The sequence below is a fragment of the Streptomyces albofaciens JCM 4342 genome, from assembly GCF_008634025.1.
In the GTDB taxonomy this organism is placed as follows: domain Bacteria; phylum Actinomycetota; class Actinomycetes; order Streptomycetales; family Streptomycetaceae; genus Streptomyces; species Streptomyces albofaciens.
Map to the genome: position 1 here is coordinate 2,722,908 of NZ_PDCM01000002.1, position 23,596 is coordinate 2,746,503.

Below are 23,596 nucleotides of genomic sequence, written 5' to 3' on the forward strand. Positions count from 1 at the left end.
GCTACGGCTTGGGGCACTGCTTCCACGAGAAGTGGTACTTCGTGTTGATGCTGCCGTCCGTGGAGTCCATCGCCATGAAGCTGGTCAGCTTGGGGTCGGAGCCCTTGGCGTCCACCCGCAGCTCGGTGTTGATGTTGAAGTAGCGCTTCTCGCCGCAGGGGGCGTAGACCAGCGCGTCGATCCCGGTCTCGTCCGAGCTCTGCCAGTTGGCGTCGTACGGACCGGTGAAGCGGTGGCTCTTGCGGTCGGTCTGCGCGCTGCCCTGGAAGTAGTAGCCCGCCTGCTGGAGGCCGATGGCGCCGGGCGCGAGCTGGGCGTAGCCGCGGTAGTCGGCGCGGGCGATGGCGTAGGTGAAGCCCTGCGGGACCTGGACGTTCAGGGCGATCTGGCAGTTCTTGCGGGAGTCCGTGGGTCTGCTGTCCTTGCCCGCCTGGGCGAGGTATTCGCTGTACGTCACGGTGAACGCGGTGTTGTCGGGCGCGACGGCGACCGCGGCGCTGCCGGGCCGGCAGCCCGAGCCGTTGACGGTGGCGACATTGATCGTGATCTTGCCGTCCGGCGGCGCGTCGCCGAACCGGGAGGCCTGTGCGGAGGCGGGGGACGCCGCTCCGGCGAGGATCAGCAGCGATGCCGCGGCGGCACCGGCACCCAGCGTGCGGAACATGGGCATTCCTTCCGGTCGTCAGGGGGCTGCTCCCGGGCCGGCGGTTACGGGGACGCCGGGAGCGGCGATGACGAGCGCATGTCAGCACGGGGATCACGGGATGGACAGCTCCCGCCCCGAGAGTCGGTGTGAACCTACGCCTTGATTCGGCCGTCGCAGCAACGGACCGGAAGGGCCGAACAAAGCACCGGACGGGGCGACGCCACGGGCCCGGCACTCGCGGGGAGTACCGGGCCCGTCGGGACGGCCGTGTTCAGCGCTGCCAGCTGCCGGCGCCGTGGAAGCCGTGCTGGCGCTCCAGGCGGCGCCAGCGGGCGCTGGCGGCGCGCCGGCGGGCCGGGACGGCGGCGGGCTGGTGGGCGGCGCGGGCGAGCAGCACGGCGGTCAGCGCCGCCAGCTCCTCCTCGCTGGCATCGCCCTTCTCCACGCGGATGGGGCTGGTCTGAACGGGAGTGGTCACGTCTTCTCCGGTCTGCGAAAGGTCCGGTCGGTATCGGGGCGTCGCCGTCCGCGCCTACTGGGGCGGGTTGCCGTGCTTGCGGGCGGGCAGGTCGGCGTGCTTGTTGCGCAGCATCTCCAGCGAGCGGATGAGCACCTCGCGGGTCTCGGCGGGGTCGATCACGTCGTCGACCAGGCCGCGCTCGGCCGCGTAGTACGGGTGCATCAGCTCGGACTTGTACTCCTTGACCATCCGCGCCCGCATCGCCTCCGGGTCGTCCGCCTCGGCGATCTGCTTGCGGAAGATCACGTTGGCGGCGCCCTCGGCGCCCATCACCGCGATCTCGTTGGTCGGCCAGGCGTAGGTCAGGTCCGCGCCGATGGACTGCGAGTCCATGACGATGTACGCGCCGCCGTACGCCTTGCGCAGCACCACCGAGATCCGCGGCACCGTGGCGTTGCAGTACGCGTACAGCAGCTTGGCGCCGTGCCGGATGATGCCGCCGTGCTCCTGGTCCACGCCCGGCAGGAAGCCCGGCACGTCCAGCAGGGTCACGATCGGGATGTTGAACGCGTCGCACATCTGCACGAAGCGGGCGGCCTTCTCGGAGGCCTCGATGTCCAGCACCCCGGCCAGCGACTGCGGCTGGTTGGCGATCAGGCCGACGACCTCGCCGTCGAGCCGGGCCAGCGCCACGATGATGTTGGTGGCCCAGCGCTCGTGGACCTCCAGGTACTCGCCGTCGTCGACGAGCTCCTCGATGACCTTGCGCATGTCGTAGGGCCGGTTGCCGTCCGCCGGCACCAGGTCCAGCAGCGCGTCGCCCGCGCGGTCGGCGGGGTCCTCGCAGGCCACCGACGGCGGCTGCTCGCGGTTGTTCTGCGGCAGCATCGACAGCAGGAAGCGGACCTCCTCCAGGCAGGTCTGCTCGTCGTCGTAGGCGAAGTGGCACACCCCGGAGGTCTCGGCGTGCACGTCCGCGCCGCCCAGCCCGTTCTGGGTGATCTCCTCGCCGGTGACCGCGCGGACCACGTCCGGGCCGGTGATGAACATCTGCGAGGTCTCACGGACCATGAACACGAAGTCGGTCAGCGCCGGGCTGTAGGCGGCGCCGCCCGCGCACGGGCCGAGCATCACCGAGATCTGCGGGATCACTCCCGAGGCCTTGGTGTTGCGCTGGAAGATGCCGCCGTACCCGGCCAGGGCCGAGACACCCTCCTGGATCCGCGCCCCGGCGCCGTCGTTCAGCGACACCAGCGGGGCACCGGCGGCGATGGCCATGTCCATGATCTTGTGGATCTTGGTGGCGTGGGCCTCGCCCAGCGCCCCGCCGAAGATCCGGAAGTCATGGGCGTAGACGAACACGGTCCGGCCGTGCACCGTGCCCCAGCCGGTGATCACACCGTCGGTGTAGGGCTTCTTGGCCTCCAGGCCGAAACCGGTCGCCCGGTGCCGGCGCAGCGGCTCGACCTCCCGGAAGGAGCCCTCGTCCAGCAGCAGCTCGATCCGCTCACGCGCGGTGAGCTTGCCCTTGGCGTGCTGCGCCTCGGTCGCCCGCTCGCTGGGGCCGCGCCGGGCCTGCTCACGGATGGCGTGCAGCTCGGCGACCCGCCCGCGGGCATCGTTCGCCTCGGCGGGCACATCTTCGACAGTGGTCATGTATCGACGGTACGTGTCCGGGGCCTCCGGAACCGATGTCGGTTTCGTACAACGTCGGAAGCGATTTGGTGGGCAGGCAGAACAGAAGCCGCCTGTACGCGGCCCGCGTCCGGCCTGGTCGGCACCCCGGAAGACCCGATCGGTATGTATGGGCCCGACAAAGCGCGACCGGGCGGCGTTGTGGTCCCCCACTGTCCGGCCGGGCGCCGCCGAGGCCCGGCCGGCCCCCGAAAGCGGCCTTGATCAGGGCGAACGGCCGGTCAGCGAGGGGCGACCGTACAGGTGTGGGTGGTGCAGGAGCCGCCCGGGGTGACCCGGACGCGCAGGGCCGGAGCGGTCGCCAGGACCGTGACGGAGGGATCGGCGGCGAGCACCGCGCGCACCGGCCGGTCCCAGACCACCTCGAACGGCTCGCCGGTACGCGGCGGCTCGGCCACGCACAGTGACGCCGTCCGCCCGCCGTGCCGCCCGTACGCGGCACGCGCCGGACGCTCGCGCAGCAGCACGCTCGCGGGCGCCGAGACGGTCAGCCCGCCCGCCGAACCGGCCTGCCAGAAGTTCACGGCGGTCAGGCCGAGCGACGGGATCGCGACCGCCTGCCGCTCGCCGGTGTTGGCCAGGACGGTCAGCCAGCGGCGGTCGGCGGCCCGCGCGGCGAGGGCGCGCGGGCCCGCGCCGGGCATCAGCAGGTACGCGTACGCGGCGTCCGCCGGGTCGGTGCCGTGGTCGAACCAGAGGGTCAGGTAGCGGCGGGTGAAGGGCTCGGGCGAGCCGCCGGTGTTGATGTCGCTCCAGGCGCCGGTCCGGGTGTCGCGGAGCGCGTGCAGAACCGGTTCTCCCCTGCCGGGGAGGCGGGGGAAGACGTACCCGCCGTGCCCGGCGAGATGGATCCAGCGGGCGCGCGGGAAGGACAGCCGCCGCCCCGGTTCCGCGGGCCGCCGTACGCCGTCGACGGTCAGCACGGGCATTCCCGACGGGCCCAGGTTGCGGTTGTCCACGACCGTCTCGGCGGGCACCCCGTCGCGGGAGGTGATGCCGGCGCCCAGGCAGACCACGCAGTCCGCGGCGAAGACCCACGACTTCTTGGCGCGCAGGGACGAGGAGAGGCCGCGCACGTCCTGTCCGACCACGGCGTACTCGCCGTCGGTCGTCCCGCCGACCCACCGCGCGGCGGGCTTGGGCGCGCCCCAGCCGCCGCCCTCGTTGTCGGCCAGCCGCTTGGCGGACACGGTCGTGCCGGGCAGGCGGTACGGGTCGACGGTGGGCCAGAACGCGTCCGTGTACTGGTCGCCCCCGAAATCGCGGCCCCACCAGTAGAGCATTCCGGCGCCGGTGTGCCAGCCGCGCGGGTTCTCGCCGTTGCCGTTCTCGTAGTACGTGATGCGGTCCGAGGCCATGGCCAGGCCGGCGGCCCAGCCGGGACGGCGGTGCACGGCCCGGTCCATGGCCGGGAAGAGCCGGTGGGCGACGGGTTCCGGCGCGACCGGGCCGCCGTCGTCCGCGAGCGTCTTGAGGCGGGCCAGATCGGCGACCTCGTACTGCCGGTCCGCGAGAACCGGGTAACTGGTGTCCCGCCGGATCCAGCCCCGGACCATCGCCTGCCAGCGCTCCCGCTCCCGGGACGTGGCCGCTTCCGCGAGCAGGGCGACGGCCGCGATCAGCGCGTGGCCGTGGAAGTGGTCGCCGCGCATCACCCGGCGTTCGTCGGCGCGCTGGTAGCCGCGGCTTATGGCGCGCCCGTTGACGCTGTCCATCATCAGGCCGTTGTGGAGCAGCGGCGCGTAGGCGTGCTCCACGCTGTCGAAGATGATCTGCCGCTTCGGGTCGGTGACGGCCCAGTCGGTCCCGCCGAGCAGCAGGAAGAGGCGGGCGAGCCCGTCGAGCAGGACGAAGCCGTAGGTGCCGGAGTAGGCGACCCAGGTGTGCTGGATGAAGGAGCCGTCGGCGTAGAGGCCGTCGCCCTTGGTGACGTACGGGAAGACCGGCGACAGGGCGTCGCGGGCCAGCGCGATCTTCGCCGGGACCCGGCCGAGGACGCCGCGCAGCGCCACGACGCGGCACAGGTCGGCCCGGTTGGCGCCGGTGCTGGTGCCGGTGTAGTCGCCGAGCATGGCGTCCGGGACGAAGTGGTCGACGGCGGCGAGGCAGCGCTCCCGCCGCTCCTGGCCGAGTTGCCCGTACAGCATCGCGACGGTGTCCAGGAGGAGCCGGGGGCTGCCGATCTGCCACTCCCACCAGTTGCCGTACCGGGTCGTGCCGGAGTGGTAGACGGTGTCGTGCACATGGTCCAAGCCCTTGACGACGTCGGTGGCGAGGCCAGTGTCCCCGGTCAGGCCGGTGCCGGGCTGGAGGTACGCCCGGGCCATGGTGGCGAGGCGGTGGTAGCTGCGGGTGATGCCGGCCGGCGGGTCGAAGGGGCTGTCGGGCCAGAGCGAGCCGGCGGCCGGGCGCATGGCCGTACGGAAGCCGCGGGCCAGCTCGCCGGTCTCCTTCAGGCGGGCGGCGTACGGCTCGGCGGCGGGGTCGTAGCCGGTGCCGAGCTGGATGCCGAGCCAGCGGCGGCGCAGCGTCTCGTACGGGTCGCCGTCGGCGGCGTGCGCGGCGGCGCCCGGCCCGGTGAGCGCGGGCGCCAGCGCCAGGCCGAGCGCGCCCGCTCCGGAGAAGCCGAGGAAGCCGCGGCGGGACCAGACGGGGGAAGGCGGCATGCTCCGTCCTCTCCGTGAACGTCAACTGCGTACGGAAACGGTCTGGTTGAACGATGTCCGACGGTCTAGCACGGCCCCCGCCCTCCGACAATGCCCATGACACGCCGACCGCACGGGACGCTCCGCATCACTCCCCCGTGAAGCAAAGGTTGAAACTTGAACTAGATACCGCTACGCTCAATCTCGTTGAAGTTTTAACAAATCACTTCCGAGGAGGAGCCATGGCTCTGTTCACCCGCAAGCGCGCCACGGCCACGGCCGCGGACACCGGCCGCACCACCGCCCACCGGCCCGCCGCCGCCCTCGACGCCGACCCGGCCCTCGCCGCGCTGACCGGCGACTACACCATCGACCCCGCGCACAGCCGGATCGGCTTCTCCGTGCGGCACGCCATGGTCACCAACGTCCGCGGCGCGTTCGGCACCCACGAGGGCACCCTGCACCTCGACGGCGCCGACCCGGCCCGCTCCACCGCCGCCGTGGACGTCACGATCGCGTCCGTCGACACCGGCATCGCCGACCGCGACGCCCACCTGCGCGGCGGCGACTTCTTCGACGCCGACGCCTTCCCCCTGATGACGTTCCGCTCCACCGCCGCCGAGCGGGTCGGCGACACCACCTACCGCGTCACCGGCGACCTGACGATCAAGGACGTCACCCGGCCGCTCACCATCGACCTGGAGTACCAGGGCGCGGCGACGGACGTGTACGGCGCCGAGCGCGTGGGCTTCGAGGGCAGCGCCGAGATCCTGCGCTCCGACTGGGGCCTGACCTGGAACGCGGCGCTGGAGACCGGCGGCGTGATGGTCAGCGACAAGGTCAAGCTGACCTTCGACATCTCCGCGGTCAAGGCCGCCGCCTGAGCCGTAGGCTCCCGGAAATCCCGCGGCCCCGCACCGGCTCCTCCCCCAAGGAGCGGTACGGGGCCGCGGTCACATCCCGCGTACGGCGGTTACTCCTGCGGCTCGACGCCCGCCCGCATCAGCCCGTACGCGTACGCGTCGTCCAGCGCCTGCCAGGACGCCGCGATGACGTTCTCCGCGACGCCGACCGTGGACCACTCCCCCTGTCCGTCGCTGGTGGACACCAGGACACGGGTGGTCGAACCGGTGCCCAGGCGGCCTTCCAGGATGCGGACCTTGTAGTCCACCAGCTCCAGCCCGGCCAGCTGCGGGTAGATCTGCTCCAGGGCCACCCGCAGCGCCCGGTCCAGCGCGTGCACCGGACCGTTGCCCTCGGCGGTGGCCACCAGCCGCTCGCCCTTGGCCCACAGCTTCACGGTCGCCTCGTTGGCATGCGAGCCGTCCGGCCGGTCCTCGACGATCGCCCGCCAGGACTCCACCTCGAAGTACCGGCGCGGCCGGCCCTCCACCTCCTCGCGCAGCAGCAGCTCGAACGAGGCGTCGGCGGCCTCGTACGTGTACCCGGCCAGCTCGCGCTCCTTGACCCGCTCCACCACCCGGCCGACCAGCTCCCGGTCGCCGCTCAGGTCGAAGCCCAGCTCCTTGCCCTTGAGTTCGATGGAGGCCCGCCCCGCCATGTCGGAGACCAGCATCCGCATGCTGTTGCCGACCAGCGCCGGGTCGATGTGCTGGTACAGGTCCGGATCGACCTTGATCGCGGAGGCGTGCAGCCCGGCCTTGTGCGCGAAGGCCGAGACGCCCACGTACGGCTGGTGGGTGGACGGGGTGAGGTTGACGACCTCGGCGATGGCGTGCGAGACCCGGGTGGTCTCGGCCAGCTTGCCCTCGGGCAGCACCCGGCGCCCGTACTTCAGCTCCAGGGCGGCCACGACCGGGAAGAGGTTGGAGTTGCCGACGCGCTCGCCGTAGCCGTTGGCGGTGCACTGCACGTGGGTGGCGCCCGCGTCCACGGCGGCGAGGGTGTTGGCCACCGCACAGCCGGTGTCGTCCTGGGCGTGGATGCCCAGGCGCGCCCCGGTGTCCGCCAGCACCGTCCGCACGACGGCCGAGACCTGCGCGGGAAGCATGCCGCCGTTGGTGTCGCACAGCACGACCACGTCGGCGCCGGCCTCGCTCGCGGTCCGCACGACCTCCTTGGCGTACGCCGGGTCGAGGGCGTACCCGTCGAAGAAGTGCTCACAGTCCAGGAAGACCCGGCGGCCCTGCGCGCGCAGGTACGCGACGGTGTCCCGCACCATCGCGAGGTTCTCCTCCGGGGTGGTGCGCAGCGCCAGTTCCACGTGCCGTACGTGCGACTTGGCGACGAGGGTGACGACCGGCGCCTGCGACTCCAGCAGGGCCGTGACCTGCGGGTCGTCCTCGACCCGCACGCCTGCCTTGCGGGTCGCGCCGAAGGCGACCAGCTGGGCGTGCCTGAAGTCGATCTCCGCGCGGGCCCGCTGGAAGAACTCGGTGTCCCGGGGGTTGGCGCCGGGCCAGCCGCCCTCGATGAAGCCCACGCCGTAGTCGTCCAGGTGCCGGGCGATGGTCAGCTTGTCGGCGACGGTCAGGTTGATGCCCTCACGCTGCGCGCCGTCGCGCAGCGTGGTGTCGAAGACGTGGAAGGCGTCGGACAACGCGGGTTCGGGTGCGTCCGTCATGCTGCTCATGGCTCCTGTCGGGTCTCGGTTTACCGGAATGACCGGTTCCACCGCCCCCTCATGGTCCCTCGCGCTCCGCCGCCGGCGATGGGTGGGCCGGAAACGAAAAGACCCCTCGCGGATGCGAGAGGTCTGCGCGCGGGTCTGGGACGACGGTGACCGCGCCGTACTCGGTACGTACGGGGCGGTCACTGCGGACCGGCGCGCCTGCTGCCAATAATCATGGCGAGGGAGGGCACGGGCGTCAGTTTGCCATACGTTCCCGGAGGGGCGCGGGGTGTCTCACAGTTCGGGCCGCCGGGGCGGCCCGTTCCCGATCGTCCTCAAGCTCCCCCGGCCACCGCCGGGAGGTGCCCCCGGACGGGCTACTTCTTCGCCGGCTGCGGCCCTGTCTGAGTGGGGAATGCCGCGCCCCCGCGCTCCGCCCGCTGTACGCGATTCAGGTCGATCGTCCTCGTCTCGCGCATCGTGACGTAGACGATCAGCGACACCGCCGCGCAGCCCGCCACGTACCAGTAGTAGCCGGATTCGATGCCGCCGTTCTTGAACCAGAGGGCGACGTATTCGGCGGTGCCGCCGAAGAGGGCGTTGGCGATGGCGTACGGGAGGGCGACGCCGAGGGCGCGGATGCCGGTGGGGAAGAGTTCGGCCTTCACGCAGGCGTTGATCGAGGTGTAGCCGGTGACGACCAGCAGGGCCAGCAGCGAGAGGCCGAGCGCGGGCCAGAAGCTGCCGGCGTGCTTGAGCAGCGTCATGATCGGCACGGTCAGGAAGGTCGAGCCGACCGCGAAGGTGATCAGCAGCGGGCGGCGGCCGATCCGGTCGGAGAGCCGGCCCGCCAGCGGCTGGATGCACATGAAGACGAACAGCGCGCAGAAGCTGACCAGCGAGGCGGTGGGCTTGGCCAGCCCGGCGGTGCCGGACAGGTACTTGGTGAGGTAGGTCGTGTACGTGTAGTACGCGACCGTGCCGCCCATGGTGAGCGCTATGACGAGGAACGCCTCGCGCCTGTGCGCCCACAGCGCCTTGATCGTGCCGCGCGCCGGGTCGCTGTGCGCGCTGTCGTCCTGCGCGTACACCTCCGTCTCCAGCATGTTGCGCCGCAGGTAGAAGACGATGGCGGCGCCGAGCGCGCCGATGATGAACGGGATGCGCCAGGCCCAGCTGTGCAGGGCGTCCTCGGACATGGTGCGCTGGAGGACGATCTGCAGGCCGAGGCCGAGGAGCTGGCCCGCGGTCATGGACACGTACTGGAAGCTGGAGGCGAAGCCGCGGCGGCCGGGCGCGGAGGCCTCCGTCAGGTACGTGGCGCTGGCCGCGTACTCGCCGCCGACCGAGAGCCCTTGCAGCATGCGGGCGATGAGCAGCACCGCGACGCCGCCGTAGCCGGCCACCGCGTAGGTCGGCGCGACGGCGATGAGGACGGCCGAGGCGGACATCAGGGTGACGGTGAGGGTCAGCGCGGCCTTGCGGCCCTTGCGGTCACCGACCCGGCCGAGCAGCCAGCCGCCCACCGGCCGCATGAAGAAGCCGACCGCGAAGATCCCCATGGTGTTCATGAGGTTGGCGGTGTCGTTGCCCTTGGGGAAGAAGGAGTCGGCGAAGTACACCGCGAAGCTGGCGTACACGAACCAGTCGAACCACTCGACCATGTTGCCGGCCGAGCCGACCCAGATCTTCTTCCACTGCTCTCGTCCCATGACCGATCACGGTCGCCGACCGGAGCCCGCCGCGGCAAGGGTGCGACGGGCAACGATCACGCTTCGTTACCTGCGGGGAAGGCGCCACCAAGGCCGCGCGGGGCGGTCGCCCCCTCAGCGGGCGTGCCGCAGGAACACATCGGTCTCGTGGTTGGTGTCGCCCGCGACCAGATCGTCGAGGTGCGACTCGAAGACGACCTTGCGGCCGTCCGGCGTCATCGCGTCGGGCCCGGCGGTGGCCGCCCTCGGCTTTCCGTCGGTGCCGGGGCTGACCAGGGTGTCCTTCCCGGTCCTCAGATCCTTGACGTACAGCCCGTACTCGACGCCGTAGGAGTGCAGCAGCAGCCGTCGGCCGTCCGGGCTGATCGCGTCCGCGTCGGCGTACTGGTTGCCGTCGATGCCGTCCACCCGCCGCATCGCGCCGGTGCGCAGATCCCGTACGAAGGCATAGGAGCGGGCCTCGTCCGGCACCGGCACGATGTTCTTGGCCGCGGAGTTGAACGCCACGGTGCGGCCGTCGGCGCTGATCAGCGGGTCGGTGGAGCCCGAGGTGGCGGGCGCGCCGTCGGCGGTGGTGTCGATCTGCCGCTGCTCGCCGGTGCGCAGGTCGGCGAGGTGGATGTCGGCCCAGTCGCGTTCGCCGCCGGGACCGCCGCCGCGGCGGCTGCGCTCCCGGTAGACGGCCTTGGCGCCGTCGGCGCTGATACGCACGGAGTCGTAGCCGCGCCCCTCCTTGGTGGGGACCCGGCTGACCCGGCGCGTCATCCCGGTCCTGCGGTCGCGTACGTAGATCCGGCTCATCTCCTCCTTCTCCGGCGGGACGGTGGACTGCCGGCCGACGTAGGCGACATAGCGGCCGTCGGCGCTGAGCGCGGGCGCCTCGCCGCCGGTGAAGCCCGCGTCCATGTCCAGGTCGGCGCGCTCCAGTCGCCCGGTGCGGATCTCGTGGACGTAGACGTGGTACTGGCCGTCCGTCTCGGCGTCGAAGGCGACGTACCGGCCGTCCGCGCTGATCGCGGCGAAGTCGGCGTTGCCGTGGCCGAGCGGGGCGTTGAGGCGGCGGGTGGTGCCGGTGCGGCGGTCGCGCAGGAAGACGTCGCGGACGAGGGTGCCGTCGTTGTCGTCGCCCGGCACGAGGTTGCCGGCCTCCGAGTCGAAGGCGACGTACCGGCCGTCGGCGCTGATCGCGGCGTTGAACGAGCCGCCGCCGACCGCCTCGGAGCCGTCGGGGGCGGTGTTCACCCGCTCGGTGCGCGGCCCCTGGCCACCGGCCGCCGCGGGCGGGCCGCCGGCCGCCACCGCCCCGACGAGCACGGCGGCCACGACGGCCCCCGCGGACGCGCGTCTGCCCCCGCCCCTGTCTCTTCTCCTGTCTCCGCCCCTGCCCACGCCCATGCTTCCCCCCGGAAACATCCGCCTCCGGCCCTGCGCCGGAGCGCGAGGGGATACAACCGCGTCTCCGGCGACAGGGTCAATGCGCTCTTTTCCGTACAACCGGTACGAGAGTCAGGGCGTCCGCTCAGCCCTCAAGGCACAGTCGGAGCGCCTGCCGGCGTCAACGCCTCGTCCAGGAACTCCGCCACGTGCCGCAGCACCTGCTCCCGGTCCAGCCCCGGCAGGCCGACGACGAGGTGCGTACCGAAGCCGTCCAGCAGCGCGCGCGTACGGGTGGCGAAGCGCTCCGCGTCCACCGCCCGCAGCTCGCCCTTCGAGGCGCCCTCGACCAGGAGCGCCACCAGATCGCGGTGCCAGGCCAGTTCCAGGTCGAGCTGGCGCTCGCGGGCCGCGTCGTCCGCGTTCTGCGAGCGGTTCCACACCTCCAGCCACAGGGCCCAGCGCGGGTCCCGGCGCCCATCGGGCAGGTACAGCTCCACCAGCGCGTCGAGCCGCTCGCGGGCCGGGACACGGCGGGCGAGCGTCGCCCGCCGCCGGGCGCCCAACTGCTCCTCGCTCCACTGAAGGGTCTGGAGCAGCAGCTCGTCCTTCGTACCGAAGTAGTAGAGGATGTGCCCGCTGCTCATGCCGACCTCGCGGCCCAGCCCGGCCATGGTCAGCCGTTCCAGGCCCGCTTCGGCGATGGTGGCCATCGCCGCGGCGAGGACCTGCTCGCGGGGCTGGGCGAGCCGCCGCCGGGGTCGGCGGACCGGTCCGGACACAGAAACCTCCGGGTACGTCACACGGTGCCCACCTTGGGCTGCTGCTGGGTGATGCAGTGGATGCCACCGCCAGCTGCAAAGATCGTACGGGCGTCGGCCTGCACCACCGCGCGCTCCGGGAACAGCCGCCGGAAGATCGCGGCTGCCTCCTCGTCGCGCGGGTCATCGAACGCGCACAGCACCACGCCGCCGTTGCACAGGTAGTGATTGATGTACGAATAATCCACCGGCTCGCCGTCCGTCTCCACCACGGTCGGCGCGGGCACCTCGACCACCTCCAGCCGTCGGCCGCGCGCGTCCGTAGAGGCACGCAGCAGCTTGACGATCTCCTCGCACACGGCGTGGTCGGGGTGGGCAGGGTCGGGCTGGGTGTGCGCGACGACGACGCCGGGGCGGGCGAAGGCCGCGACGATGTCCACGTGCCCACGGGTGCCGAAGCGCCCGTAGTCGGCGGTCAGTCCGCGCGGCAGCCAGACCGCCTTCGTGGTGCCGAGGCAGGCATGGACCTCCGCCTCGACCTCCTCCCGGGTACGGCCCGGATTGCGCCCGGGATCGAGTTGCACGGTCTCCGTCAGCAGAACGGTCCCCTCACCGTCCACGTGCAGCCCGCCGCCCTCGTTCACCAGCGACGAGCGGTACGCACGGGCCCCGGCCAGCCCGGCCACGTACCCACCGATCTGCGCGTCCCGCTCCCAGCGCGCCCAGTCCTGCCCGCCCCACCCGTTGAACACCCAGTCCACAGCGGCCAGTTGCCCGCCCCCGCCGGTCAGAAAGGTCGGCCCGACATCCCGCATCCAGGCGTCGTCCAGCGCCCGCTCGACGACCTCGATTCCCGCCCCGAGCAGCAGCCGCGCCCGGTCCGTCTGCCCGGGACTCGCCACCACCGTGACCGCCTCGAACCGCCGCACCGCCCGGGCCACACCGGCCCACGCCCGCCGGGCCCGCGCCAACTCCTCGCCGCCTTCCGCACCGAAGGTGGCATTGGGCCCCGGCCAGGCCATCCAGGTCCGCTCATGCGGAGCCCACTCGGCAGGCATACGGAAGCCGTCGGCGGCGGGGGTGGTCATGGGGTCCTCCGGGATGGGGGCGGGGAAGGCCGAGGGGCGGGGCGGCCCCCGTCCGGGCCGCCCCGCGGTTGGAGGCGCCGATCAAGCGGCGCTTTAGTGCGTCACTCTAAACGGGTGCTCGCGAGCAGCCAAGCATGTAGCCGCATTACTGCGCACACATTTAGTGCAAGCCTCAAACAGGTGCGGCCACATGCCCCCGGAACGCCGAACGGCCCGGGGAATGCCGAAACGGCCCGGGGAACGCCGAACGGCCGCCCGGTCAGCACCGGACGGCCGTTCCATGAAACGAGGCTCGGGTCAGCCGAGCGGATGCATCCACCCGTGCGTGTCCGCCGTAGCCCCCGTCTGGAGGTCCAGGAGGGCCTTGCGGAGCTTCATGGTGACCTCGCCGGGCTTGCCGTCGCCGACGGTCCAGGAGGCGGCCTCGGACTTGACCGAGCCGACGGGGGTGATGACGGCGGCGGTGCCGCAGGCGAAGGCCTCGGTCAGGGAGCCGTCCTCGGTGGCGGCCTTCCAGTCCTCGACGGAGATGCGGCCCTCGGCGGCCTCGTAGCCGAGGTCGGTGGCGATCTTCAGGAGGGAGTCGCGGGTGATGCCGGGGAGGAGGGAACCGGAGAGCTCCGGGGTGACAATCTTGTTCCCGTACACGAAGTACAGGTTCATGCCGCCCATTTCCTCGATCCAGCGGCGCTCGATCGCGTCCAGCCAGACGACCTGGTCGCAGCCGTGCTGGGCGGCCTGGGCCTGGGCGACGAGGGAGGCGGCGTAGTTGCCGCCGGTCTTGGCGGCGCCGGTGCCCCCGCGCACGGCGCGCACGTACTCCTGCGACAGCCAGACGGAGACCGGCTTGACGCCGCCGGTGAAGTAAGCGCCGGCCGGCGAGGCGATGACGATGAACAGGTACTCGTTGGCGGGCCGGACGCCCAGGCCGACCTCGCTCGCGATCATGAAGGGGCGCAGGTAGAGCGATTCCTCACCGGAGGCGGGCACCCAGTTCTTGTCCTGCCGGACCAGGGCGTCGCAGGCCTCGATGAAGGTCTCGACGGGCAGTTCGGGCATGCCCAGGCGGCGGGCGGAGGCCTGGAAGCGGCGGGCGTTGGCGTCCGGGCGGAAGGTGGCGACGGTGCCGTCGGGCTGGCGGTACGCCTTCAGGCCCTCGAAGATCGTCTGCGCGTAGTGCAGCGTCATGTTGGCCGGGTCCATGGACAGCGGCGCGTACGGCACCAGCTGGGCGTCGTGCCAGCCGCGGCCCTCCGTCCACTTGATCGTCACCATGTGGTCGGTGAAGTACCGGCCGAAGCCGGGGCTGGCCAGGATCTTCTCCCGCTCCGCGGCGGGCAGCGGGTGGGCGGAGGGCTTGAGCTCGATCGTGGGCGTCGTCATGGGTGCGTGTCCTTCACCGGTGAGGTTATGGGGCCGCGCTCACGAACTCCTTGCCGTTACAGGTCGTCCGGTACTCCCCTCGTACGGCGGCTCCACGTTCGATTATCGCTCCCGGGGTGCCGGGGAGGAAACGCCGTGCTGCGGAGGACGGGACGCCCCGGCTCCGGAATCGGACCCGTGTGCGCTGGCCAGGGGTCGATGGTCGCACCGAATCCGGCGGCAGCACAGTCGCGGGCATGGGTGACAGCGCCGGGGCGGCGGGGCCCCGGCGCTGTCGGCGGCCGGTCGCTCTCAGGACCGGCCGCTCTTGGGGTCGGTCGTTCTCAGGACCGGCCGCTCTTGGGGTCGGTCGCTTCCAGGGCCGGGGCCTCAGCCCGCCACCCGGGCGGCGAGGGCGTCGCCGATCTCGTCGGTGGTGCGGGGAGCCGTGCCGCGGGCTTCGAGGTCGGCGGCGACGGCGCTCTCGATGCGGGCCGCCTCGGCTTCGTACCCGAGGTGGCGCAGGAGGAGGGCGACGGACAGCACGGTGGCCGTCGGGTCGGCCTTGCCGGTGCCCGCGATGTCCGGCGCCGAGCCGTGCACCGGCTCGAACATGGACGGGAAGGCGCCGGTGGGGTTGATGTTGCCGGAGGCGGCCAGCCCGATGCCGCCGGTCACGGCGGCGGCGAGGTCGGTGAGGATGTCGCCGAAGAGGTTGTCGGTGACGATCACGTCGAACCGCTCGGGCTGGGTGACGAAGAAGATCGTCGCGGCGTCCACGTGCAGATAGTCGGTGGCGACCTGGGGGTACTCCTGGCCCACCGTGTCGAAGATCTTCTTCCACATGTGGCCGGCGTGCACCAGGACGTTGTTCTTGTGGACCAGCGTCAGCTTCTTGCGCGGCCGGGCGGCGGCCCGCTCGTACGCGTCCCGGACCACCCGCTCCACGCCGTACGCGGTGTTCAGGCTGACCTCGGTGGCGACCTCGTGCGGGGTGCCGGTGCGCAGGCTGCCGCCGTTGCCCGTGTACGGGCCCTCGGTGCCCTCGCGGACGACGACGAAGTCGATGTCGGGACGGCCGGCGAGCGGCGTCGCGGTGTTCGGGAAGAGCTTCGACGGGCGCAGGTTGACGTAGTGGTCGAAGGCGAAGCGCAGCTTCAGGAGCAGGCCGCGCTCCAGGACGCCGGAGGGCACGGACGGGTCGCCGATCGCGCCGAGCAGGATCGCGTCGTGCTCCTTGAGGGACTCCAGGTCCGCGTCCGGCAGCGTCTCGCCGGTGGCGTGCCACCGCCGCGCGCCGAGGTCGTACTCCTTGGTTTCCAGCTTGACGTCCTGCGGGAGGACCGCGCCGAGGACCTTCAGTCCTTGGGCGACGACCTCCTGGCCGATACCGTCACCGGGAATCACTGCGAGGCGAATGCTGCGAGACATGCCTGGACCCTACTCTTCGTCCCAGTGCTTGACACGTGCCGTCCGGGATACGGACACATGAGGAGCCGGTCACCCGCCGTTCACCCGCAGGGCCCCTACGCGTCGAACGGCGATGCGACGTTGCGCAGCATGGACACACCACGCGTGGGCATTCCCGAACCGCTGGCGAGCCGCCTGAGCATGCCCGAGCAGCACGAGTACCTCCGGACGAAGCTGACCCGCCGCGGACTGCTGCGCACCTCCGCCGCCACGGCGGGCGCCGTCGCGGGCGGCGGGCTGCTGGCGGGCCCCGCCCAGGCCGCCTCCCCCACCCTGCTCTCCTCCCCCGCCACCGGCGCGGTCCACGGCTCGCTCGTCGCGCCGTTCGGCCGGCACCTGGCGTTCGGCGCGGATCCTCGGCACCAGATGCGCGTCTCGTGGCAGGTGCCGTTCGCGGTCAAGCGGCCGTTCCTGCGCGTGGGGCTGCGGCCGTGGGACCTGAGCCGGAAGATCCAGGCCGAGGTACGGGACCTGCACACGCCGTCGCTGAGCAAGAAGCTGCCCGCGGTGGACCAGTACTACCTGCACGCGGCGCTGGACGGGCTGCGGCCGGGCACCACGTACTACTACGGCGTCGGCCACGACGGCTTCGACCCCGCCGACGCCCGGCACTTCGGCACCCTCGGCACGTTCCGCACCGCCCCGGCCCGCGCCGAGCGGTTCGTCTTCACCGCCTTCGGCGACCAGGGCGTCAGCTACCACGCGCTCGCCAACGACCAGCTCATCCTGGGCCAGAACCCGTCCTTCCACCTGCACGCGGGCGACATCTGCTACGCGGACCCGGACGGCAGCGGCACCGACCACGACACCTACGACGCGCGCCAGTGGGACCAGTTCCTGGCGCAGACCGAATCGGTGGCCAAGACGGTGCCGTGGATGGTGACGACCGGCAACCACGACATGGAGGCGTGGTACTCCCCCAACGGGTACGGCGGCCAGAACGCGCGCTGGACCCTGCCGGGCAACGGGCCGGACGCGCAGAACGCGCCGGGCGTCTACTCCTTCACGTACGGGAACGTCGCCGTCGTCGCGCTCGACGCCAACGACGTCTCGTACGAGATCCCCGCCAACCTCGGCGTGACCGGCGGCAGGCAGACGAAGTGGCTGGACCGCAGGCTCGGCGAGCTGCGCGCCACCCGGGGGATCGACTTCATCGTGGTGTTCTTCCACCACTGCGCCTTCTCCACCACCAACTCGCACGCCTCGGAGGGCGGGGTGCGCGACGCGTGGCTGCCGCTGTTCGAGAAGCACCAGGTGGACCTGGTGGTCAACGGCCACAACCACGTCTACGAGCGGACCGACGCGATCAAGGGCGGCCGGGTCTCCAAGAAGGTGCCGATCGGCGAGACGGTGGACTCCACGCGCGAGGGCATCGTGTACGTGACCGCCGGCGGCGCGGGCAAGTCGCTCTACGACTTCCCGGTGCCGGACAGCTACGAGGGCCACGTCGAGGACCTCGACCACGTGGACACCTACCACTGGGCCAAGGGCCGGGAGAAGGTCAAGGAGACGGTGCAGTGGTCGCAGGTGCGCTACACCGGCTACTCCTTCATCGCCGTCGAGGTCCTGCCGGGCCACCGGCCGCGGATGAAGGTCACCGCGCTCGCCGAGTCCGGTGCGAGCGTCGACCGCTTCGAGATCACGCGGCGCCGCTGAGCGCGGGCGCGGGCGGGTGCGGCCGCGCGCTCAGCGCGCCGCCGCACCCCCGCCCGCCGGGCGGCCCCGGGCTCAGTGCCCGGTCGAGCCGCCGTTGTCCCGGCGGTCGAGCGCCCGCTGGAGCGCGGCGGCGGCGTTCTTGCGGTCGGCCTCGTTGGTCGCACGGGCGGAGTGCCGGATCCTGCGGACAGCGGTCTTGGTCATGATGCGCCTCCAACGCCAAAGCCCCGAGAAATGAAACGGAAGCGTCCTTCCGGAAACGGCCGAAAAGCGCGGGGGCCTCGGCACAGCAGGGATCACCTGCCCACACAGCCGGGCCGCACCCGCCACCGCTCGATCGAGCGGAACGTTCGGCTTCTACAACGCTAAGCCAGCGAGGCCGTGCTGTCTGCACAATTACTTGGGCTTCCTACTATTTGAGACGGGCGATGGCCTGAGGTGCACGATCGGGTGATCGGTCGAGGTCGGGGCGCGGGCGGGGACACGACTCCGTAGCGTGACCGGCGTGCCTTGTGCCACGGGGCCAAGCGCGCCCACACTTGAGGAGGAGGTGCTACGCCATGACTGCTCTTGCCCATGAGACCCCCTGGGGCTTCGCCCCCGAACCGTCCGGCCAGGAGGTTCCCAGGCCGGATCTGGATGAGGTCCTGTGGCAGGCGTGGGAAGCCATGGAACTCCCCGAGGGCTTCCACGCTGAGATCATCGAGGGGTTCATCGAGGTGTCGCCGACAGGCTGTTACGCGCACAGCCAGATCGCCAACAAGCTGCGCCGCGCCGCGGACAAATATTTGGCCGACGGACCGTACGCGGGTCACCAGGACACTAATGTGATCCACGACCGCAAGGTCTGGATTCCCGACGTGATCATTGCTCTTGAGGATTTCGAAGCGCAGGACGTCATCGAACACGGAGTCGGCGTCAAAGCGTCCGCTGTCGAGGTGGCCGTCGAAGTGGTCTCCCCTGGCCACAACAGCGTCACGCGCGACCGCGTCCGCAAGCGCCGCGCCTACGCCCGTGCCGGCATCCCCGTCTATGTCCTCGTCGACGACCATGATCTCCGCGGCATCGTCACCGTGTTCACCTCCCCCATGCCCGAGAAGGGCGACTACGCCGCCGAACACCGCGTCCCCTACGGCACCGACATCACCATCCCCGAAGGCCCCGCCAAGGGCTTCGTCATCGGCGAGGCGATCACCGGCCCCCCACGCGCCGACCGCTGACCGCACGCCGACGGCCCGGCACCCCACCAATGGGGCGCCGGGCCGTCGGCGTACTACAGGGCTACAGATCAGCCCATGTGCGGGTACCGGTAGTCCGTCGGGGCGACCATCGTTTCCTTGATGGCGCGGGGGGACATCCAGCGGATGAGGTTGAACTTGGAGCCGGCCTTGTCGTTGGTGCCGGAGGCGCGGCCGCCGCCGAAGGGCTGCTGGCCGACGATGGAGCCGGTGGGGCGGTCGTTGAGGTAGAAGTTGCCGGCCGCGAAGCGCAGCTTCTCCGAGGCCTCGACGAGGACCTGGCGGTCCTGGGCCAGGACGGCGCCGGTCAGGGCGTACGCCGAGGCGGACTCCATCTGCTCCAGCATCGTGTCGAAGTCGGCGTCCTCGTAGACGTGAACGGCGATGATCGGGCCGAAGTACTCGGTCTTGAAGACCTCGTTCTCCGGGTCGGAGCAGACGATCACGGTCGGGCGCACGAAGTAGCCGACCGAGTCGTCGTACGTGCCGCCCGCGACGATCTCGCAGGTCGGGTCCTGCTTGGCGCGGTCGATCGCGGCCTTGTTCTTGGCGAAGGAGCGGTCGTCGATGACGGCGCCGATGAAGTTCGACAGGTCGGTGACGTCGCCCATGGTCAGGCCCTCGACCTCGGCGACCAGGTCGTCCTTGAAGCCGCCCTCCCACAGGGAGCGGGCGATGTAGGCGCGGGAGGCCGCGGAGCACTTCTGGCCCTGGTACTCGAAGGCGCCACGGGTGATGGCGGTCTTCAGGATCGCCGGGTCGGCGGTCGGGTGGGCGACGATGAAATCCTTGCCGCCGGTCTCGCCGACCAGGCGCGGGTAGGAGCGGTAGTTGGTGATGTTCTCGCCGACCGCCTTCCACAGGTACTGGAAGGTGGCGGTGGAGCCGGTGAAGTGGACGCCGGCCAGCTCCGGGTGCGGCAGCGCGACCTCGGAGACCTCCTTGCCGTCGCCGGTCACCAGGTTGATGACGCCCTTGGGCAGGCCGGCCTCCTCCAGGAGCTGCATCAGCAGGATCGCGGAGTGGGTCTGCGTCGGGGACGGCTTCCAGACGACGACGTTGCCCATGAGGGCGGGCGCGGTCGGCAGGTTGCCGGCGATGGCGGTGAAGTTGAAGGGCGTGATCGCGTAGACGAAGCCCTCCAGCGGGCGGTGGTCCAGGCGGTTCCAGACGCCGTTCGGCTGGATGGGCGGCTGCTCCTGGAGCAGCTCGCGCGCGAAGTGGACGTTGAAGCGCCAGAAGTCCACCAGCTCACAGGGCGCGTCGATCTCGGCCTGCTGGGCGGTCTTGGACTGGCCGAGCATCGTGGAGGCGGCGATGGTCTCGCGCCACGGGCCGGACAGCAGGTCGGCGGCCTTGAGCAGGATCGCGGCGCGGTCGTCGAAGGACATGGCGCGCCAGGCCGGGGCGGCGGCCAGGGCGGCGTCGATGGCGTCCTGGGCGTCCTGGCGGGTGGCGTTGGCGTAGGTGCCGAGGACCGCCGTGTGGTTGTGCGGCTGCACGACGTCGAACCGCTCGCCGCCGCCCATCCGCTTCTCGCCGTTGATGGTCATCGGCAGCTCGATGGGGTTCTCGGCCAGCTCCTTGAGCTTGGCCTCCAGGCGCGCCCGCTCGGGGGAACCCGGTGCGTAGCCGTGCACCGGCTCGTTGTACGGGGCGGGGACGTGGGTCACGGCGTCCATGTCGGCCGTCTCCTTCGGTCGGGGGTGTGCGGGTGCGTCAAGTTGTGGGGCGCCGGGCAGCGGGGGCGGCCCGGCGCGTGCGGTCCGGCCGGGGCCGGACGCCTGGCTCAGCCCTTGGTGACGAGCGAGCGCAGGAAGAACGCGAGGTTGGCGGGGCGCTCGGCGAGGCGCCGCATGAAGTAGCCGTACCAGTCCGTGCCGTACGGGATGTAGACGCGCATCCGGTGGCCTTCCGCGACCAGGCGCTGCTGCTCGGACTCGCGGATGCCGTAGAGCATCTGGAATTCGTACTCGGCGGGCTTGCGGCCGAAGCGGCGGGCCAGCTCCTGGCCTATCGCCACCATCCGCGGGTCGTGCGACCCGATCATCGGGTAGCCCTCGCCCGCCATCAGGATCTTCAGGCAGCGTACATATGCCTTGTCGACCTCCCGCTTGTCCTGGAACGCGACCGTCGCGGGCTCCTTGTAGGCGCCCTTGACCAGGCGCACACGGGAGCCTTCCCCGGCCAGCGCGTGGCAGTCGTCCTCGGTGCGGAACAGGTAGGACTGGAGCACCGCGCCGGTCTGCGGGAAGCGGGCGCGCAGCTCGCGGAGGATCGCCAGGGTGGAGTCGACCGTGGTGTGGTCCTCCATGTCCAAGGTAACCGTGGTGCCGGCCTCGGCGGCGGCCTCGACGACCGGGGTGACGTTCTTCAGCGCCAGGTCGTGGCCGCCGGGCAGCGCCTGCCCGAAGGCGGAGAGCTTGACCGACATCTCGGCGCGCTCGCCGAGGCCCAGGTCCTTCAGGGCGGCGGTCAGCTGGAGGTAGGCGTCGCGGTTGCGCAGCGCCTCGGCCGGGTCGGTGATGTCCTCGCCGAGGTGATCGAGGGTGACCTCCATGCCGCGGTCCGCCAGGGACCGGACGGCGGCCATGGACGCGTCCAGCCGCTCGCCGGCCACGAAACGGTCCACGACCGGGCGGGTGACCGGAGCGGCCGAAACGATACGGCGGATGCTGTCGCTGCGCGCTGCTGCGAGAAGCACGGGACCCAGCACGGGGCACCTCCACGATTCAGGATGACATTGCCGGACGGGCGCCGGGCAGGCGGGCGCGACGGCAAGATGAGCCACCTGAAACTTAAGGATCTCGCTACTTCCCGGCCATCGACAGCTGTCTGGCCTTCGTGGCCGGGATCTCAGACAGATGTATGAGAATGGAGGACGACCACAACGGCACCGGTGGACACCCGTCCACCGGTGGCCGCACGGACACCGGCGGCGCACGGCCCCGGGGAGCGAAGGAAAGGAGCCGCGCGGCGCATGCGGGGCGATTACCAACAGCTCGTGGACGAGATCTCGGCCGCCCTGGGCGCCCCGGCCACCCTTGAGGACCGCGATTTCGGGCTGATCGCCTTCGGCGCCCATGAAGGCGACGACGACCTGGTGATGGACCCGGTACGGACCCGGTCGATCCTCCAGCGCCGCTCGACGGCGGCCGTACGGGCCTGGTTCGAGGCGTTCGGCATCGCCCGCGCGACGACCCCGCTGCGCATCCCGCCGGACCCGGCGGCCGGGGTCTTCAAGGGCCGCATCTGCCTGCCCGTTCGCCACCGCGGCGTCGTCCACGGCTACGTCTGGCTGCTGGACGACGGCCACCTGACCGACCTGGAGCTGGGCGGCGGCGGAACGCCGCCGGACCCGCGCATCGAGCAGGCGATGGAGTCGGCCGCGGGCATCGGCGCCCTGCTGGCGGCGGAGGCGCGCGCGGGCGCCGAGCTGGGCGACCTGCTGCGCGCGCTGCTCCAGTCGCGGCCCGGGGAGCGGCCCTCCGCGGCGGCGGCGCTGCGCGACGGGCTGCGCTCCGCCGCGGACGCGTCCCTGGTGGTGGTCGCGGTGACGCCGTGGGACGTCCCGGAAGCCGATCAGGCGCCGCTGCCCAATCTGCCGGGGCTGCTCGCCGCCTGCGCGCTGCCCGCCGCGAACGGGGCGGCGGACGGCGCCGAGTCCCCGCACCTGGCGCTGTCCGCCGCCTCGTCCGCCCCGGCGGCACGCCGCGCCGCTCCCGCCCCGCCACCGCGCGCGACCGCCGACGCCCCGTCCCTGGCGGCTCTCGTACGGCTGCGCTCGCCGTCCTCCCTCGCCGCGGCGCACACGGTGGCCGAGCACCTGCTGCGCTCCCCGCGCGCGGGCGGTGGCCTGGCGCCGTCCGGGGCCGATTCCCGTACGTTGCCGGGCGCCGCCGGGCTCGGTAAGCCCGTACGGGAGTTGGCCGGATTGCCCATCGCCTGGCAGGAGGCGCTCGCCGCGGCGCGGGCCGCGCGCGCCGAGCCGCGGCTGGGCCCGGTGGCCGAATGGGACGCGATCGGCTCGTACCGCCTGCTGACCGGCCTGCCGCCGGCCGAACCGGACGCGACCGTCCGTCCCCTGCTGACGCCCGCGCACAGTGAACTCGCCCGTACTGCCGAGGTGTTCCTCGACTGCGCGGGCCAGGCGGGCCGCGCCGCCCAGGCGCTCGGCATCCACCGCCAGACGCTCTACTACCGGCTCGGCCGCGTCGAGAAGCTGACCGGTCTGGACCTGGACGAGGGCGGGGACCGGCTGCTGCTGCACATGGCGCTGAAGACGGCGCGCTTGTGACACCGGCTCCGGGGTGGCGGGCGCCGGAGCGGGCGGACCGCACGCGAATACGGGTTGTTGAGTACTGGACAGGCGGCGGGTCCGGACGCACGATGTGAGTCTGTGGGGTCCCGGACATCCGACGGGAGGCCGGCTGCCCGCGCAGGGTGCGGCCGCCGCCGGGAGAAGAACCGGAACCGGCGGCGACCGGCTACCGGGCGACGGGGCTCCTCTTCCCCCTCACCCGGCACTGACCGCCCTTCCTGGTGGGCCGGGGCGCGCGGGAGGGCCCCTGGCTGGACAGGCCGGGAAGGGCGGGGCCGGAGTCGCTTCGTTCGCTGCGTGGCGCGGATCTCCGGCCGATCGTGGGCGGGAACTGCTCGGCGACCTCTGGGTCTGGGAGATCCGGGCCCGGCGGCAGCTGCTGCCTGGTCCCGTACGGCGAGCCTAGAACCTGGCGGCGCGTCCGGACAAGTGGCGAACGGTCAAATACCGAACGCTATCGGCCGGTTGACCGGCGCGGCCGGACGGGGCGCGGACCGCCGGGCGGTCCGTCGCACCGCCGGGAACCGGCCGGTCCACCGCCGGGCCCGAACCGTCCCGGCCCCGGCACCGCCGTACCGGCACCGCCCGTCCCGGCC

At 71.9% G+C, this 23,596-nt stretch carries 18 protein-coding genes; 4 read left to right on the plus strand and 14 right to left on the minus strand.

All coding sequences use genetic code 11. The features are described from left to right. Window position 1: 1 nt before the first annotated feature. The 4 genes from CP973_RS31810 to CP973_RS31825 form a co-directional block, all read right to left on the minus strand. On the minus strand, window positions 2-664 hold the full coding sequence (locus CP973_RS31810; protein WP_150247282.1) for a DUF4360 domain-containing protein: 663 nt from the start codon (window positions 662-664) through the stop codon (window positions 2-4). Between the two features lie 253 nt (window positions 665-917). After that, window positions 918-1,124, minus strand: a complete 207-nt coding sequence (locus CP973_RS31815) for an acyl-CoA carboxylase epsilon subunit (RefSeq protein WP_150247283.1) — start codon at window positions 1,122-1,124, stop codon at window positions 918-920. Window positions 1,125-1,178: 54 nt separating this feature from the next. Beyond that, complete coding sequence (locus CP973_RS31820) at window positions 1,179-2,762, minus strand: acyl-CoA carboxylase subunit beta (protein ID WP_150247284.1); 1,584 nt, start codon at window positions 2,760-2,762, stop codon at window positions 1,179-1,181. Between the two features lie 260 nt (window positions 2,763-3,022). Further along, window positions 3,023-5,467 carry a polysaccharide lyase 8 family protein gene (locus CP973_RS31825; protein WP_150247285.1) on the minus strand — a complete coding sequence of 815 codons (2,445 nt, stop codon included), beginning with the start codon at window positions 5,465-5,467 and terminating at the stop codon, window positions 3,023-3,025. Window positions 5,468-5,688: 221 nt separating this feature from the next. Between CP973_RS31825 and CP973_RS31830 the strand changes: the two genes are divergently transcribed. Next, a complete protein-coding gene (locus CP973_RS31830; RefSeq protein ID WP_150247286.1) occupies window positions 5,689-6,330 on the plus strand; it encodes a YceI family protein in 642 nt (213 codons plus the stop codon). 89 nt (window positions 6,331-6,419) lie between these two features. Here CP973_RS31830 and cimA read toward each other — a convergent pair whose 3' ends face one another. The 7 genes from cimA to CP973_RS31865 form a co-directional block, all read right to left on the minus strand. Then, on the minus strand, window positions 6,420-8,030 hold the full coding sequence (gene cimA / locus CP973_RS31835) for a citramalate synthase (protein WP_150250571.1): 1,611 nt from the start codon (window positions 8,028-8,030) through the stop codon (window positions 6,420-6,422). Between the two features lie 365 nt (window positions 8,031-8,395). After that, window positions 8,396-9,730, minus strand: a complete 1,335-nt coding sequence (locus CP973_RS31840; RefSeq protein WP_150247287.1) for an MFS transporter — start codon at window positions 9,728-9,730, stop codon at window positions 8,396-8,398. Window positions 9,731-9,844: 114 nt separating this feature from the next. Continuing rightward, on the minus strand, window positions 9,845-11,053 hold the full coding sequence (locus tag CP973_RS31845) for a TolB family protein (protein ID WP_150247288.1): 1,209 nt from the start codon (window positions 11,051-11,053) through the stop codon (window positions 9,845-9,847). Between the two features lie 203 nt (window positions 11,054-11,256). After that, the gene (locus CP973_RS31850; RefSeq protein ID WP_150247289.1) at window positions 11,257-11,886 is read right to left on the minus strand and encodes a TetR/AcrR family transcriptional regulator; all 630 of its coding nucleotides are present in this window, start codon (window positions 11,884-11,886) and stop codon (window positions 11,257-11,259) included. 17 nt (window positions 11,887-11,903) lie between these two features. Continuing rightward, entirely contained in the window at window positions 11,904-12,953 is a 1,050-nt protein-coding gene (locus tag CP973_RS31855; RefSeq protein ID WP_150247290.1) for an agmatine deiminase family protein, read from the minus strand. Window positions 12,954-13,250: 297 nt separating this feature from the next. Next, a complete protein-coding gene (locus CP973_RS31860; protein ID WP_150247291.1) occupies window positions 13,251-14,336 on the minus strand; it encodes a branched-chain amino acid aminotransferase in 1,086 nt (361 codons plus the stop codon). A 369-nt stretch (window positions 14,337-14,705) separates the two neighbouring features. Beyond that, window positions 14,706-15,746, minus strand: coding sequence for a 3-isopropylmalate dehydrogenase (locus tag CP973_RS31865; RefSeq protein WP_150247292.1), 1,041 nt, complete (start codon window positions 15,744-15,746; stop codon window positions 14,706-14,708). Between the two features lie 129 nt (window positions 15,747-15,875). Here CP973_RS31865 and CP973_RS31870 point away from each other — a divergent pair, with 129 nt between their 5' ends. After that, complete coding sequence (locus tag CP973_RS31870; RefSeq protein WP_150247293.1) at window positions 15,876-17,441, plus strand: purple acid phosphatase family protein; 1,566 nt, start codon at window positions 15,876-15,878, stop codon at window positions 17,439-17,441. A 72-nt stretch (window positions 17,442-17,513) separates the two neighbouring features. Here the strand turns inward: CP973_RS31870 and CP973_RS41500 are convergent, their stop codons facing one another. Further along, a complete protein-coding gene (locus CP973_RS41500; protein ID WP_003985226.1) occupies window positions 17,514-17,645 on the minus strand; it encodes a hypothetical protein in 132 nt (43 codons plus the stop codon). Between the two features lie 356 nt (window positions 17,646-18,001). On the opposite strand from CP973_RS41500, the gene CP973_RS31875 reads away from it, so the two are divergent. Continuing rightward, window positions 18,002-18,661: a Uma2 family endonuclease gene (locus tag CP973_RS31875; protein ID WP_150247294.1), complete on the plus strand. Its 660-nt coding sequence runs from the start codon at window positions 18,002-18,004 to the stop codon at window positions 18,659-18,661. A 68-nt stretch (window positions 18,662-18,729) separates the two neighbouring features. Here CP973_RS31875 and pruA read toward each other — a convergent pair whose 3' ends face one another. Both pruA and CP973_RS31885 read right to left on the minus strand, forming a co-directional pair. Next, window positions 18,730-20,361: an L-glutamate gamma-semialdehyde dehydrogenase gene (gene pruA / locus CP973_RS31880; RefSeq protein WP_150247295.1), complete on the minus strand. Its 1,632-nt coding sequence runs from the start codon at window positions 20,359-20,361 to the stop codon at window positions 18,730-18,732. 107 nt (window positions 20,362-20,468) lie between these two features. Continuing rightward, window positions 20,469-21,395 carry a proline dehydrogenase family protein gene (locus tag CP973_RS31885; protein WP_150247296.1) on the minus strand — a complete coding sequence of 309 codons (927 nt, stop codon included), beginning with the start codon at window positions 21,393-21,395 and terminating at the stop codon, window positions 20,469-20,471. Window positions 21,396-21,659: 264 nt separating this feature from the next. Here CP973_RS31885 and CP973_RS31890 point away from each other — a divergent pair, with 264 nt between their 5' ends. After that, window positions 21,660-22,976: a PucR family transcriptional regulator gene (locus CP973_RS31890; protein ID WP_150247297.1), complete on the plus strand. Its 1,317-nt coding sequence runs from the start codon at window positions 21,660-21,662 to the stop codon at window positions 22,974-22,976. Window positions 22,977-23,596: the final 620 nt, after the last annotated feature.